The organism is Trichloromonas sp. (assembly GCF_034006665.1).
In the GTDB taxonomy this organism is placed as follows: Bacteria; Desulfobacterota; Desulfuromonadia; order Desulfuromonadales; family Trichloromonadaceae; genus Trichloromonas.
Window position 1 is genome coordinate 60,346 of record NZ_JAVESI010000006.1, and the last position, 14,579, is coordinate 74,924.

The 14,579-nt window shown below is 57.7% G+C and carries 13 protein-coding genes; 11 read left to right on the forward strand and 2 right to left on the reverse strand.

The genetic code is table 11. From position 1 onward, the window contains the following. Positions 1 to 168: 168 nt before the first annotated feature. Together RBR25_RS04270 and RBR25_RS04275 are read right to left on the reverse strand one after the other, a co-directional pair. A complete protein-coding gene (locus RBR25_RS04270; protein ID WP_432818293.1) occupies positions 169 to 729 on the reverse strand; it encodes a transposase in 561 nt (186 codons plus the stop codon). After that, positions 632 to 1,021, reverse strand: coding sequence for a transposase (locus RBR25_RS04275; protein WP_432818294.1), 390 nt, complete (start codon positions 1,019 to 1,021; stop codon positions 632 to 634). Before RBR25_RS04275 ends, RBR25_RS04270 begins: the two co-directional genes overlap by 98 nt. Before the next feature lie 152 nt (positions 1,022 to 1,173). On the opposite strand from RBR25_RS04275, the gene RBR25_RS04280 reads away from it, so the two are divergent. The 11 genes from RBR25_RS04280 (at position 1,174) to RBR25_RS04330 (ending at position 14,579) form a co-directional block, all read left to right on the forward strand. After that, positions 1,174 to 1,449, forward strand: a complete 276-nt coding sequence (locus RBR25_RS04280; RefSeq protein ID WP_432818295.1) for a hypothetical protein — start codon at positions 1,174 to 1,176, stop codon at positions 1,447 to 1,449. Between the two features lie 95 nt (positions 1,450 to 1,544). Continuing rightward, on the forward strand, positions 1,545 to 3,539 hold the full coding sequence (locus RBR25_RS04285) for a cache domain-containing protein (protein ID WP_432818296.1): 1,995 nt from the start codon (positions 1,545 to 1,547) through the stop codon (positions 3,537 to 3,539). Then, positions 3,511 to 4,884 (forward strand): sigma-54-dependent transcriptional regulator, encoded by a 1,374-nt coding sequence (locus tag RBR25_RS04290; protein WP_432818297.1) that lies wholly within the window; start codon positions 3,511 to 3,513, stop codon positions 4,882 to 4,884. The genes RBR25_RS04285 and RBR25_RS04290 overlap by 29 nt, the downstream gene beginning before the upstream one ends. 371 nt (positions 4,885 to 5,255) lie before the next feature. After that, positions 5,256 to 6,104: an acetate uptake transporter gene (locus RBR25_RS04295; RefSeq protein WP_432818298.1), complete on the forward strand. Its 849-nt coding sequence runs from the start codon at positions 5,256 to 5,258 to the stop codon at positions 6,102 to 6,104. Positions 6,105 to 6,588: 484 nt separating this feature from the next. Further along, positions 6,589 to 7,197 (forward strand): acetate uptake transporter, encoded by a 609-nt coding sequence (locus RBR25_RS04300; protein WP_432818299.1) that lies wholly within the window; start codon positions 6,589 to 6,591, stop codon positions 7,195 to 7,197. Between the two features lie 217 nt (positions 7,198 to 7,414). Continuing rightward, a complete protein-coding gene (locus RBR25_RS04305) occupies positions 7,415 to 7,804 on the forward strand; it encodes a hypothetical protein (RefSeq protein WP_432818300.1) in 390 nt (129 codons plus the stop codon). A gap of 435 nt (positions 7,805 to 8,239) precedes the next feature. After that, positions 8,240 to 8,926: a PTS sugar transporter subunit IIA gene (locus RBR25_RS04310; RefSeq protein ID WP_432818301.1), complete on the forward strand. Its 687-nt coding sequence runs from the start codon at positions 8,240 to 8,242 to the stop codon at positions 8,924 to 8,926. Next, the gene (locus tag RBR25_RS04315) at positions 8,923 to 10,917 is read left to right on the forward strand and encodes a proton-conducting transporter transmembrane domain-containing protein (protein ID WP_432818302.1); all 1,995 of its coding nucleotides are present in this window, start codon (positions 8,923 to 8,925) and stop codon (positions 10,915 to 10,917) included. The genes RBR25_RS04310 and RBR25_RS04315 overlap by 4 nt, the downstream gene beginning before the upstream one ends. 2 nt (positions 10,918 to 10,919) lie before the next feature. Then, positions 10,920 to 12,902 carry a proton-conducting transporter transmembrane domain-containing protein gene (locus tag RBR25_RS04320; RefSeq protein WP_432818303.1) on the forward strand — a complete coding sequence of 661 codons (1,983 nt, stop codon included), beginning with the start codon at positions 10,920 to 10,922 and terminating at the stop codon, positions 12,900 to 12,902. Positions 12,903 to 12,904: 2 nt separating this feature from the next. Then, positions 12,905 to 13,816, forward strand: a complete 912-nt coding sequence (locus RBR25_RS04325; protein ID WP_432818304.1) for a respiratory chain complex I subunit 1 family protein — start codon at positions 12,905 to 12,907, stop codon at positions 13,814 to 13,816. Positions 13,817 to 13,940: 124 nt separating this feature from the next. Beyond that, on the forward strand, positions 13,941 to 14,579 hold the full coding sequence (locus RBR25_RS04330) for a hydrogenase (RefSeq protein WP_432818305.1): 639 nt from the start codon (positions 13,941 to 13,943) through the stop codon (positions 14,577 to 14,579).

Below are 14,579 nucleotides of genomic sequence, written 5' to 3' on the forward strand. Positions count from 1 at the left end.
CGCAACCTTTAAAACTGATGGGGCAGTAAAAAGAAAAGTTCTATAAGCAGTTAAAAGCATTAGATTATTTGTAGTTTTCTTCTTGTGCCAAGACAAGGCTTATAGTATATTCCACATAAATTATAATATGTATAATATGCTTGAGGGACAGCCATGAATGGCGCTAGTTTAAATCGTTTCAGCACGATATCTATTTCGGTGAGGAGCCTCTTTCATTTCATGCCGTGGACGGGTCATCAGTTCGTAATTTTTCGGTCGTCGCTTACGGCAACGGGGTTCACTACGCCCCGGACGTTGTCGGATTGGGGTATCGGTTATCGCCTCATGGAGGTCGGCGATAAGCCTGGAGCGTTCTATCCTGTTCAACCTCCTCTGGTTCAAATGGGGCTCCGAGTTGCGCAATGCTTGGAGACTGCCCTTGAAACTGACAACCCGAACCGCAAGATCCGCTGCCTTGACCGCATCCAACATCAGCCGCCGGATACAGTTGTCGGCGATAAAGTGCATCAAGATTTCTTTCCGGACCATGTCCGGTGTTTTGCACCGCAGGACGTCCATCCCCATGGTCGTCTTGACGTCGCGGAAAAACAGCTCGACATCCCAGCGTTGGGAGTAAAGGTCGGCAAGTTCTTCAGCGGGATAGTGCGCGGCATTCAGAAGCGTGGTGACGATGTAAAAGTACCGAACCCTGAAGCCCGGATAGGGTACCGTAACCTTGATCTGCCGCAACGCCCTGTTCTTTCAGCTTGGCGATGTCGAAATAACTGCAGAATCCCTTGTCGCCCAGGAAGACGTCGCCGGGCGGGAGGGTTCCCCACTGCTGACGGAACAGCGGGAGCTCGTGGTTTTTCTTGTTGCCGATGGCGTAGCTGAGCAAGGCTCCGCCGGCCAGCGAAAAACAAGCGCAAATGCGGGCGGTGGGGAATCCGCACCCCGGTTTCTGGGAAGCCGTTTGCGGCCAGACTTCCTGGTTTTCCAAAGTGTCCGGCATGCTGATACCCGTCTCATCGACGACGATCACCTGTCGGCCGCTCAGTGGACCAATCTCCGACCTCCCTTCCGGATGACCAGCGATATCTCGGCAAGCATCTTTATATCGAGCTTCTTGCAGGCCGTACAATAGGAAGAAGTCGATGACGAAGGGAACGTGATTCCCTTGAGGGAGGCATAGGATTGAAGCTTGCGGATCACTTCCTTGCAGCCCCCATCCGCATCAAGCACCTGGCTGAAGAAAGCCCAGAAGGTGTTCTCCTTGGAGAAAAGCCTTCTGCGACTCATGCCCCCCTCTTTCTCCGACTTGAGAAGCTGCCGGGGAATGAACTTTTCAAAGACCTCGCCGATTTGCTTGAATGTATTCTGTTGCAACAAAGCCAGTCTATCGGCAAGTTTCTGTTGCTCCGAACGGGGCTTGCGACGAAGGGTCTGGAAGTGGAAACCCGGGAACATTAGCTGTGAATTTTTCATGATGCATTAAGCCAATATTTTCAGGTGTTTTTCCCATGGCAGGCGCCCTTAAACTAGCGCCATTCGCGAGAGCATCAAAATTGACCCATCGCCGCTTTAATTTTTTTCATAACCTGAAACTGCGCGGCAAGATCCTCTGCTTGGTCTTGCCGCTGGTTATCCTCCCCATTTTCATGGTTGGCGGAGTGGTTGGGATCCTTGCCACCCAACAGGCCCACCGCGGCATCACCCAGACCAGTGAAGCCGATCTGGACCACATGGCCAAGTTCACCATCGATTTGCTGGACTCTCATTATCAACAGTTCGAGGTTTACAAGCAGGATCGGCAACAGGTCATCCGCAAGGAACTGGCCACCCTCACCGGACTGGCCTACAGCCTAGTCGAAACCCAGTATCTCCAGCAGCAAAACGGGGAGATAACCCTCAAGGTCGCGCAGGCCCAGGCCAGGAAATCCCTGAAAAAAATCAGTTTCGGCGAAAGCGGCTATACCTATGTGTTGAACAGTTCCGGCGACCTGCTGGTGCATGTCACTCGCGAGGGGGAAAATATTTTCAATGAGCAGGACGAAAACGGTCACTATTTTATTCGTTCCCTGATTCAGACCGCGCTACAAGCCCCTCCGGGCCAGATTCTCTTCAGTATCTACCCCTGGCGTAACGAGGCTCTCGGCGACCGATTCCCCCGCAAGAAGATAGTCGCCTACCGTTACTTCCCCGAGTGGGGTTGGATCATCGCCACCGGCGGCTACGTCGAGGAGACCTATGAGGATGAGGAGTTCGAGAAACAGTCCCTGGCAAACCTCAAGATCAAGATCAAAAGCAAACGGGTCGGCCGAACCGGCTATATCTACTGCATGGATCGCCAAGGCACCCTGACCATCCACCCCGATGCCGAAGGTCAGAATGTCGCCAACAGCCGGGATTCGGACGGCCACTATTTCATCCGCGAGATGAGTCAGAAAAAGAACGGCTGGATCCGTTACCCCTGGAAGAACGTTGGGGACGCCAAGCCACGCATGAAGATCGTCCGCTACCACTATTACAAGCCTTGGGACTGGATCATCGCCGTCGGCTCCTACGAAGACGAGTTTTTTCATGAGGCCAACGTCATCAAGTGGCGGATTCTGGCGAACATGGCAATCCTCCTCCTGTTCGTCGGCACCCTGTCGGTGATCCTGCTGTTGATCGCCTCGCGGATTCTGACCGAGCCGATCCATAACATGATCGCCGTCATCCGCCAAGTCATGAAGGGAGGGCTCGACCAGCGGATGCCGGTCAACTCTAACGATGAACTGGGGGAATTGGCCATCGCCTTCAACAAAATGACCAGCAGGCTCGAGCGCAACCACGAGATAGAAGCCTCCTTGGCCCAGCAGGGCAAAATGGCGTCGCTGGGAATCCTCTCGTCGGGGGTGGCGCACGAGATCAACAACCCGCTCAGCGTCATTCTCGGCTATGCCAGCTACCTGGAAGGCAAAATGGAGCCGAACGAGCCCTATTACAACTTCATCCACGAAATCAAGCGGGAAAGCAAACGCTGCAAAAAAATCGTCCAGGATCTGCTCAGCTACGCCCGGACGCCGAAACCAACCCTGGCGGAAACCGACATCCACGAACTGCTGCACCAGATCATCGATTTCGCCGCCAACCACACCGACATGCATCATGTCACCGTGCTCAAGGAATTCGCTCCGGAGCTCCCTCGCATCCAAGTGGATGGCGACCAGATACGCCAGGTGGCGATCAACCTGATTCTCAACGCCGGCACGGCGATGTCGGAAGGGGGGCGGCTAATCGTCCGAACCACCTACGACGACAGCTACGTCAATATCATCTTTGACGACAACGGCATTGGGATTCCGGAAGAAAATCTGGACAAAATCTTCGAACCGTTTTTCACCACCCGCTCCAAAGGCACCGGGCTCGGGCTGGCCATCACCAAACAGATCATCGAACAGCATCAGGGACAAATTATCTTGGACAGCAAGGTCGGTGAAGGCACCACCATCACCGTCCAACTGCCAGTGACACAGGAGAACTATTTAGATGCCTTCGAAACGGATCCTACTGGTTGACGACGAAGAAGGTCTCTGTCGAATGATGGAGGCAATCCTCACCGATAGCGGCTATATAGTGAAGGGGTACACCCGCTCTTTCGAAGCCGTGGAGGATTATCGCCATGGCGACTGGGATCTGGTGATTTCCGACATCAAGATGCCGGGAATGGACGGCCTTGAGGTGCTGGCCCGGATCAAAGCCAAGTCGCCCGACATTCCGTTCATCATTATTACTGCTTACGCCACCGTCGAGATGTCCATCCAGGCCCTGCGCAAGGGGGCCTACGACATGCTGACCAAACCCTTCGAACCTGAGGAACTTCTATACCGGGTCAAGAACGCCCTCCAACACTCGCAACTGCTAACGGAAAACCAGGAACTGCGAGACGAGCTGGTCGGCAAGTTTCGCTTCGACAACATCATCGGCGACTCCCCCCAACTCAAGGAACTGTTACAGAAGGTCGAAAGGGTGGCGATCCGCGACACCTCGGTGCTGATCACCGGCGAATCGGGAACCGGTAAGGAACTGATCGCTCAAGCCGTGCATTACAATTCGCCGCGCAAGGGCAAACGGTTCGTCGCCATCAATTGCGGCGCCCTGCCGGAAACCATCCTCGAAAGCGAGTTGTTCGGCACCAAAAAAGGGGCCTTCACCGGCGCCACGGAAAACCGTCAGGGTCTGCTTGAAGCAGCCGACGGCGGCACCCTGTTTTTGGACGAAATCGGCAACCTGCCGATGAACGTGCAAAAAACCCTGCTTCGGTTTCTGCAGGAACAGGAATTTCTGCGCCTCGGCGACACCAAGCCAACCAAGGTCGACGTCCGGGTCATTTCGGCCACAAATTCGGATCTGATGGCTGAAATCAAGACCGGAGCCTTCCGCGAAGATCTCTATTACCGGTTCAACGTGGTCAACATCCACCTGCCACCGTTGCGGGATCGCCCAGCAGACATCCCATTGCTGGCAGCCCATTTCATCAAATTGCAGAACGAAAAATTCGGCACTCGGATCCGCGGGCTTACGCCCGAAGCCTTTCAATCCGCTTGTGACTACGCATGGCCGGGCAATATCCGGCAGTTGCGCAACGTCATCGAGGCCTGCATGGCCATTGAGACCGGGGAATGGATCAGCCTGCCGGTTTTGTCGCAATTCATCGACGTCGATTCAGCGCCAGTCCGGGAACTCACCGACGGAGACAGCTATTCCGCCGCCCTCTCTCGCTTTGAAACCAGCTACCTGATCAGCCTGCTGAAAAAGTCTGCGGGAAACATCGATGCCGCAGCCCGCGAGGCGGGCATGAACATGGCCACGATCTATCGCAAAATTAAAAAGTACGACATCAAGAAAGAAGATTATTCCTGACCCCCCCCTCCTTGCAAGATTGCAAAACCCCGATGAACCACTTGGCGCTTTCGCAAAAGCCTAATATCCTTTTTGGTAATTTTTCTTATTTAAGTAATATGCAGAATTTAATAGGGTTTTTAGTTTAGTCCAAGAACAGCAAAACAGTTCCATGAAGCTGCATTGTCTCGGCCCTTCGCAGTAATGCGAAAATTCTCCGTTCTTCCCGCCCTTCCCACCCCTCCCGAGCGACCAGCTTAACGTCCTGTTTTCAATGTAATTATTTTTTTCCCAAGTCGTCAAAGGAAATTGGTATGGTGGCTGCTAAGCTAAGTTCCGATTCCCCGCGTCCAGCAACGCCAAACCTTTCCTCGCCATCCGAGGCTGTAACCATGGGTTGTCCTTTCTACGGCAAGAATGAAGATATCTGCGACGTTGGATGCGGCTATGTGTCGCCCCATGACGCCAAGATCATCAGTCAGTTCTGCTCGACCCATCCCGACGACTGCCCCCGCTATCAGTATCTGATGGAGCGCGAAGCCGAACCCGCGACCCAGCCGGCGGCAGAAACGCCGACACCACTACCGAAACCCGGAGAGACTTCCCCTGGCCGCACGCCGAAACCGGTTCCGGCAAAACCGTCCCGTTTCCTTCCGGCTCCCCCCTTTAGCACCCTGCCACCCCTGGGGCTCATCTGTTTCGGCCTTACCACGCTCATTTTCAGCCTGCGCATGACCAGCCTGCTCCCCCTCCCGGAGTGGCTCTTTCAATTCGCTATTCTGACCGGAGGCCTCGGACAATTCGCCGTCGGCATTTTGGAATGGAGCAAAAAACAGTTCTTCAGCGCCACTGCATTGACCGGCTATGGGTTCTTCTGGATCTCGCTGTTGCTCCTGATACCTCCGGCGGGGCAATCCCCAGCGACCATGGCGCCGGCCACCAGCGCCTACCTGTTGCTCTGGGGCCTGTTCAGCGCGGTGCTGCTGGCCGGTGCGCGACCAATCAACCGCTCCTTGCCCTGTGTCTTCGGCTCGGCGGCCCTGCTCTTCTTCCTGCTCGCCACCAGTTATGTCACTAACCATTGGCTGGTTGGCCTCGCCACACTCCTGGCCGGGTTCGGTTGTGGACTGACGGCCCTGCGCGCGGTGCCGATCGAAGATCGTAAGAGCCTTTCGAGCCCTTCGCGCCCTTCCCCGACGCGGTCCCTCGGTTCGCGCCGCGTCGATTCCCGTCACGGTTGACCGCGGATGCATTTTGCGTAATTGCGAATTCTTGCAAAACCGTATGCGCACCCCACCTTATCCGCCGTGGAAGACAAAAACCCCCGACAATTAAACGTCTTAAATGTATTTTGCCGATATTCGGCGCGGACCAATCGAATCAACCCTAGTCCAAATCTTTTGCATTTAAGCGAAAAACGCAACGCCGAAAAAACCCCCACGACCCCCCATGAAGACAGCACAACAAACTGTTATCACTGACGTTTACGCTAAAAGACAAGAATATCTCCCGTACTGGCACAACGCTTGCTGAAGCATTGAATCGTAATCCCCCTGAAGCAGAAACGCCCGCAACAGGTAAAGTCCGGCTACCTGCACTGATTATTTATTGTTGCACACCCTGCTTCATTCATATCTAATTTTACTTTCGCTAAACACAACTATTGGAACATTTCCACGCCCCATACTTCGTCGGTTCCCCATTCGCCAAGGAGAAAATTCACCCATGAGCACTTCCGCCACTCAAGCCAGCACCTCCACCCTCGCCCTGAACGACACCACTGCCAACCCGGCCCCCCTCGGACTGCTCGGTTTCGGCATGACCACTGTCCTTCTGAATTTGCACAATGCCGGATTCTTCCCTCTCGATGCGATGATCCTCGGCATGGGAATTTTCTACGGCGGCCTCGGTCAGATCATCGTCGGCATCATGGAGTGGAAAAAAAATAATACTTTCGGCGCCACGGCTTTTACCTCCTACGGTTTGTTCTGGTTGTCCCTAGTCGCCCTCATCGTTCTCCCAAAAACCGGATTCGGACAGGCACCTGAAGCATCAGCCATGGTTGCCTATCTGACCATGTGGGGATTGTTCACCGCAGTTCTTTTCATCGGCACCTTAAAGCTCAACCGGGCACTGCAATTCGTGTTCGGATCGCTGACGATCCTGTTCTTTCTTCTCGCCATCGGCGATGCCACCGAAAACCACCTGATCAAAACTATCGCCGGTTGGGAAGGAATTGTCTGCGGCCTTTCCGCTATCTACACCGGACTCGCCCAGGTGTTGAACGAAGTTTACGGACGGACGGTCGCCCCTCTCGGCCTTATCAAAAAATAACCCACATTTTTGGATAAACCCTCCACGGGAAGGCTCGCGTCTTGAGCCTTCTTTTTTTGCCATCACGGAAAAATAAAACCGAGTTACATCAACAGCAAAAAGCCGTCCCCCCACCAAAACACATCGAAATAAAAGACCATACGGCCAGCACTTAGACCTTGACATACTTTATAACAATGGTTAATTTTATTTAAAAGATGATAAATGGAGGGAATCCATGAACGCCAAACTTGGGCAGCACATGATTCTCTTGGGACTCTGTGCCGTAATATTTTACGCGGTCATGTTGGTTTCCGGGAAACTGCCGCTTGAGGCCATGCCACAGTTTATCGTCTCTGCAGTCATCTTTATGAGCTCCGGGCATTTCATGCGCAAAGCCGCCCGCAACATGGCTCGCGAAGAAGACGAAAAAGACGACGAAGCTAAGAAAAAGCACAAGGATCTTGATTGGCCTTGGTTGACTACTTTATTGAACTGGACCGCCGCCTTTCTCATCATCGGCATTATGGCAATCATTCTAATGAAGCCGATAGGAGTGACATTCCACGATGCGCTTAGGGCAATCATTGCCCTCGACCAACAATATTTTTCACATTCCATCCCTTAACGGCTTCTAGGGCCATGTGACTTTTAAAACCGCCTTATTCAGGCGGTTTTTCTGTTTCCCCTTCGCGCCCTCGCCCGGCCACAGGCAGATTCCGCAAGGAAACACCCCATCATCTTGCCATCCCGCGAAAATATCGCTAAGTGTTACGCCATGTTATCAGCTCCCAGCAGTTCGTGCAGATACTGCCGGGACGAACTGCTGGCGTTCCATGTCGACGCATTCAGCAACCCGCATCAGGGAACGGCATACTCCCGCCGTTAACGGGTAACGGCACAAAGAAAAAGAGAATCCTGATCGCCATAGGGTTTCATGTTTTTTGATCCGAGGCCTTTGACTTAACCCCAAAAAACAAAACTCCCTTGACAAACTCCAACAAAAAGAGCTAGTGTCCACAAATGTCCTAACATAGACCATTATGTCACATATGGGGTACAAATGAACCTATCCGTAAAAGACGCCGCTCGTCTTTTAAACGTGTCGGAAAAGACCATTTACCGCTGGATCAAGCAGGAGGTCGTGCCGGCCTACCGGGTTCACGAGCAGTACCGCTTCAACCGCGTGGAGCTCTTGGAATGGGCCACCTCCCGGCGGATGGGAGTCACCGCCGAACTTCTCGACGAGCCGGGGTCCGATGCTGCCCCCCTGACCCTGCTGAGCGATGCCCTTGAAGCCGGCGGCATCTTTTATCGGGTCGAAGGAGACAGCCGCGAACAGGTGCTGACCGAGGTTGCCCAGCACCTGCGCCTGCCCGATGAAGTGGACCGGGGGCATCTGCAGCAGGTTCTCATCGCCCGGGAGCGCATCGCCTCCACCGCCATCGGCAACGGCATCGCCATCCCCCACCCTCGTAATCCCGCCCTGCTGCACCTGACCAAATCGACCGTCACCCTCTGCTTCCTCGAACAACCGGTGGACTTCAAAGCTCTCGATGGGCAGCCGGTGCGGCTGTTGCTAACCGTCATCGCCCCGACCCTGCGCAGCCACCTGCATCTCCTTTCACAACTGGGTTTCGTCTTGAAAAACCCTTATTTCAAGAAGATTCTCAGTGAAGAAGGGAGCCGCGAAGAGATTCTGGCCGCGCTGCGCCAGGCAGAAGCGGAACTGGAGGCGAGCCGGCCATGAACCTTATCCTGCCGGCGCTTCTCATTCTTATCTCCGGCGGAATCTCCGCCCTCTGTTGCGGCCGGCGCACAACCTTGGCCGCCTTCTTCGCCGGTAGCGGCACCCTCGCCGCCGCCCTCCTCACCTTGACGGCGGCGGGACGCACGCTCCTCTTCCAGACCTCTGAAACCTTGAGCCTGCCGTGGCCAGTCCCCGGCGGCAGTTTTACCCTGACCCTCGACCCCCTGGCCGCTTTTTTTCTCGTTCCGATTTTGCTGATTTCCTCACTCTGCGCCCTGTACGGCTACGGCTATCTCAAGGATCATGCCGCCGACCGTCCCCTGAGCGCGACCTGGTTTTTCTTTACCGTCCTCATCGCCGCCATGATCCTGGTGGTCACCGCCGCCAACGCGATCCTCTTCATCGCCGCCTGGGAGTGCATGTCCCTGTCCTCCTTCTTCCTCGTCGCCTTCGACCATCGGCAAAGGGAGGTTCGCGAAGCCGCCTGGCTCTATCTGCTTTCGACCCACCTCGGCGCAGCGGCGCTCTTCGCCCTCTTCCTCTTCGCCTCTCACTGGAGCGGATCCCCCGAATTCAGCACCTTCGCGGCCCTGGGACAACTTGCGCCTGGTCCCGCCGCTCTCCTCTTCCTGCTGGCGCTGGTCGGCTTTGGCTCGAAGGCGGGGCTTTTCCCCCTGCACGTTTGGCTACCGGACGCCCATCCCGCCGCCCCCAGCCACGTTTCCGCCCTGATGTCCGGAGTCATGATCAAGACCGGCATCTACGGCATACTGCGCGTCGTCGATTTCCTCCCCCCCGCTCCGGCTTGGTGGGGGGAGTTGCTGATGGTTCTGGGGATCGCCGGCGCTCTCTTCGGCATCGCTCTGGCGGCGCTGCAACAAGATATCAAGCGCTGCCTGGCCTATTCGACGGTGGAAAATATCGGCTTGATCTTTCTCGCCCTGGGACTTTCCTGGTTCGCCGCCGCCCGCGACCTGCCGACCGTCGCCGTGCTCGCCATGGCCGGGGGCCTGCTCCATCTCTGGAATCACGCCCTCTTCAAAAGCCTGATGTTTCTCGGCGCCGGCGCCCTGTTGCACAGTGCCGGAACGCGCAATCTCGACCGCATGGGCGGCCTGCTGAAACGCATGCCGATGACCGGCACCCTGCTCATCGGCGGCGCTCTGGCGATCTGTGCCCTGCCTCCCTTCAACGGTTTTGTCGGCGAGTGGCTGATCTATCGGAGCCTGCTTCAGGCCGGAGCCGCCGCTACTGCTCTTTATGCTCTCGGGCCGCTGCTGCTGGTCGGCCTGCTCGCCTTGGTTGGCGGTCTGGCGCTGGCGGTCTTCACCCGTATCATCGGCATCGCCCTGCTCGGCGCGCCGCGCAGCCCCGAAGCGGCCTCGGCCCACGAAGCAAGCCGCTGGATGCTCTGGCCCATGGCCCTACTCCTGCCCCTGTGTCTGCTTGCCGGGGTCTTCCCCGGCGCCTTGCTGAACCACATCGGCCCCCTGGCCGGGAAGCTTCTGCGCCAACCCGAACTCTCCGCCTCCCTGCCCGGCCTGACTGTGCTGCCCCTGGAGCGGTTCACCCTGGCGGGGCTGCTGATTCTGGCCGCGTTGAGTCTGATCCCCTGGCTTCTGACGTGGCGCAAATCTCCTCGGCGCCACACCTGGGGCTGCGGCTACCCCCTGCCAACGGCGCGCATGTCCTACACCGCCACCGGTTACGGGGAAATAATTCAGACCCGGGCGATTCCCGCGCTGCTCCAGCCGGAACTGCACAAACCGGCGTCCCGCGAACTCTTTCCGGAAGCCGACCAGCTCTCACAGCGCTCCCTCGATCCCTTCCTGCACCGCTGGTTCGCTCCCGTCTTCCGGGCCGTCGCCGAACGCTTCAGCCATCTGCGCTGGTTGCAGCAGGGACGGCTGAACATCTATCTGCTCTATATCTTTCTCACCTGCGCCCTGCTCTTGGGGTGGATAGCCCTGGTCGAAAAGGGAATCCTATGATCATGACGGTCTTTATCACGGGCACGCTGCTGCTGCTCTTTTCCGGGGTACCGGGGCTCTTCGGCCGCAGCAGCCCGACGGGCGGGGAACGCACAGCTCTCACTCTGCTGCTGGGCGGAGCTCTGCTGGGAACAGGGGGAGTGATTGCCGCCCTGAAACATCCGGCCGAAGCGAGTCTCACCCTCCCCTGGGCAGTACCAGGCGGCGACTTCTCCTTGGCAATCGACCCGATCTCCGCCTGTTTCCTCTTCCCTGTTTTCCTGATCGCAGCCCTTGGCGCCGTCTATGCCCTCGGCTACTGGCCGCACCGCAGCAACCCTGAGAATGGAAGAAAGCTGAGGCTTTTCTACGGCCTGATCGCCGGCTCCCTGGCGCTGGTGTTGACCGCCCACAACAGTCTGCTCTTTCTCGCCGCCTGGGAGATCATGGCTCTGGCCGGATTTTTCCTCGTCACTACCGAGGAAAAATACCTGGAGACCCGCCGCGCCGGCTTCATCTATCTGACCTGCGCTCACACCGGCACCCTCGCCCTCTTCGCTCTTTTCATCCTTTTGGAGCAAAATCTCGGCAGCTTTACCTTCCCCGCTCCCGCCGCCCTTGATGACAACAGCGGTCCGGCCTCGGCCATCTTTCTCCTCGCTCTTTTCGGCTTCGGTATCAAGGCCGGCCTGACCCCGCTGCACATCTGGCTGCCGGGTGCCCATGCCGCCGCACCGAGTCACATTTCCGCCTTTCTCTCCGGGGTCATGATCAAATCAGGGATTTACGGCCTGGTGCGCATCTGTAGCTTTTTTGCCGCACCACCAGCTTGGTGGGGGATGACGGTGCTGACTTTGGGGGTGATCTCCGGAGTACTCGGAGTAGCCTTCGCCATCGCCCAGCACGACATCAAGCGCCTCCTCGCCTATCACAGCGTGGAGAACATCGGCATCATCGCCATCGGCCTCGGCGCCGCCCTGCTTGGCAAAACCTACGACCAGCCACTGTTAACGGCCCTCGGTCTGGCCGGCGCCCTGCTCCATGTGATCAACCATGGGCTCTTCAAGTCGCTGCTCTTTCTCGGCGCCGGAGCGGTAATTCACGCCACCGGCACCCGCGAGATCGAGCACTACGGCGGCCTGCTGCGCGGACTGCCTCTGACCGGCATCGCCTTTCTCGGCGGCGCCGTGGCGATCTGCGGCCTGCCACCGCTGAACGGCTTTGTCAGCGAATGGCTGATCTACCTCGGACTCTTTCATGCCCTGGAGGGTGCGACCCTTCTCCCGCGCCTGAGCCTCTTCGCCATTCCCGCTCTGGCAATGATCGGCGGACTGGCTTTGGCCTGCTTCGTCAAAGTCTTCGGTATTGCCTTTCTCGGGGCGCCCCGCACTCCCGCCGCCGCACACGCCCACGAAGCGCCGGCAAGCATGCTCTGGCCCATGGGCCTGCTTTTGACCTGCTGCCTGCTCATTGGTCTCTGGCCCGGCGCGCTCCTCCCCCTGCTCGGACAAGCCGCATCCCTCTGGTCGGGAGAAACTCCGCCAGTTCCCCTGCTAACGAAATACGCGCCGGCCGCCGCCCTGAGTTGGAGCGCTCTCGGCCTCTTTCTGCTACTGGCTGGTGCAGCTTGCGGCCTGCGCCTTGGCCTGCGCAAAGCGTCCCCCCGGGTATCGACCTGGGGCTGCGGCTACCCCCTGCCAACGGCGCGCATGCAATACACCGCCTCTTCCTTCGGTGCGCTGCTGGTCGACCTCTTCCGTTGGGGTCTGCGGCCGGACCGACACGGCGGCGAGACTCAAGGACTCCTGCCGGACGCTGCGGAATTTTCCTGCCACACCCCCGACACCATTCTCGACCGGGGAGTCATCCCCTTCTGCCGCAGAGCGATTCGCCTTTTCGGGCGGTTGCGAGCAGTCGTTCAGAATGGCAGCACCAGTTTTTATCTTCTCTATGTAGCCCTGGCTCTGGCCGCTCTTCTGACCCTGGCCACCCTGTCGCGAGGTTGAATATGATCGGCAAAGCCTTGTTGCATCTGTTGTTGCTTTTTCTCCTTTCTCCGCTCTTGCTCGGCGTCATCGGCAAAACCAAGGCCCTCTTCGCCGGGCGCTGGGGCGCGCCGTTGCTGCAACCCTACTTCGACCTGTGGAAGTTGATGCGCAAAGGCATGGTCTTGAGCGAAACAACCACCTGGGTCTTTCTCGCCGGACCGCTGATCGGCTTCGCCGTGCCGCCCCTGGCCGCTCTGTTCATCCCCTTCGGTGCCCTCACCGCGCCGGTCTCCTTCACCGGCGACCTGATTCTCTTCGTCTACCTCTTCGGCCTGTCGCGCTTTTTCACCGCCAGCGCCGCCCTCGATACCGGTTCCAGCTTCGAGGGGATGGGGGCGGCCCGGGAAGTAACCTTTTCCTGCCTGGCCGAACCGACCCTGCTCTTCGTGCTTATCGTCCTGGCGCGCCTGGCCGGCGACCTCTCCCTGGACGCCATGCTCGGCCCCTCGCTGCAACCAGCCTGGCACCAGGCGGGCGCGGCCTTGGGCCTGGCCCTGGTCAGCCTCTTCGTCGTGCTGCTGGTGGAAAATTCGCGTATTCCTTTTGACGACCCCAACACCCATCTGGAACTGACCATGATCCACGAAGTCATGGTCCTCGACCACAGCGGCCCAGCCTTCGGCCTGATCCTCTACGGCGCAGCCATGAAACTCTTCGTACTCGGAGCGGTGCTGATGCGCATGGCTTTGCCCATGACCTACCCAAGCCCGTGGCTCAATCTGTTGGTCTTCGTCGCCGGGATGCTTGCCCTGGCGGTAGTGATCGGCGTGGTCGAATCGATCATGGCCCGACTGCGCCTCATCCGTATTCCCCAGGTACTGGTCGGCACCACGTTGCTTTCGGCTTTCGCCATGGTGTTGTTGTTGCGGTAGTAAGGGCAGAAGCAAGAGGCGAGGGATGTGGGCTGAGAAATAACAACCATCCGTCACGAAATCGACGGCCAGAAACTCGTCACTTATCATTATTTGCGCGTCACTGACACACGGGAGTCACCCCATGCACGACCTGAACAACCTGCTGCTGCTGGCCGTTATTCTCTGCAACTTCTTCACCCTGGGCAGCAGCCGTCTCGGCGCCTGTATCCGTGTCGTCACTCTGCAGGGGGCGCTTATTTCGGTACTGCCGGTGACGGTGCACGGCGCGAGTGGGCACAGTCTGCTCCTCGGCGCGGGGGCTCTCGCCCTCAAGGGGATTTTCATCCCCTGGCTGCTCTTCCGCGCCATCCGCGAGGTCCGCATCCGCCGCGAGGTCGAACCGCTGATCGGCTATATCCCAACCTTGCTCATCGGCGCCCTGAGCACTTCAGCCGCCTTCATCTTCGCTGAGTATCTGCCGCTGGTTGCGGAACACCGGGACAGCCTCTTCATCCCCACCGCCCTGGCGACGCTCTTTACCGGCTTTCTGCTCCTCAGCACCCGGCGCAAGGCAATCACCCAGGTTCTCGGCTATCTGATTTTCGAGAACGCCATCTTCATTCTCGGCGTACTCCTCGCCGAAGCCATGCCGCTGATGGTGGAGACCGGCGTGCTCCTCGATCTGCTGGTGGCGATCTTCGTCATGGGCATCGTCATCAACCAGATCAACCGGGAATTTTCCACCCTGAACACCGAACGCCTTTCCGCACTGAAGGAATGA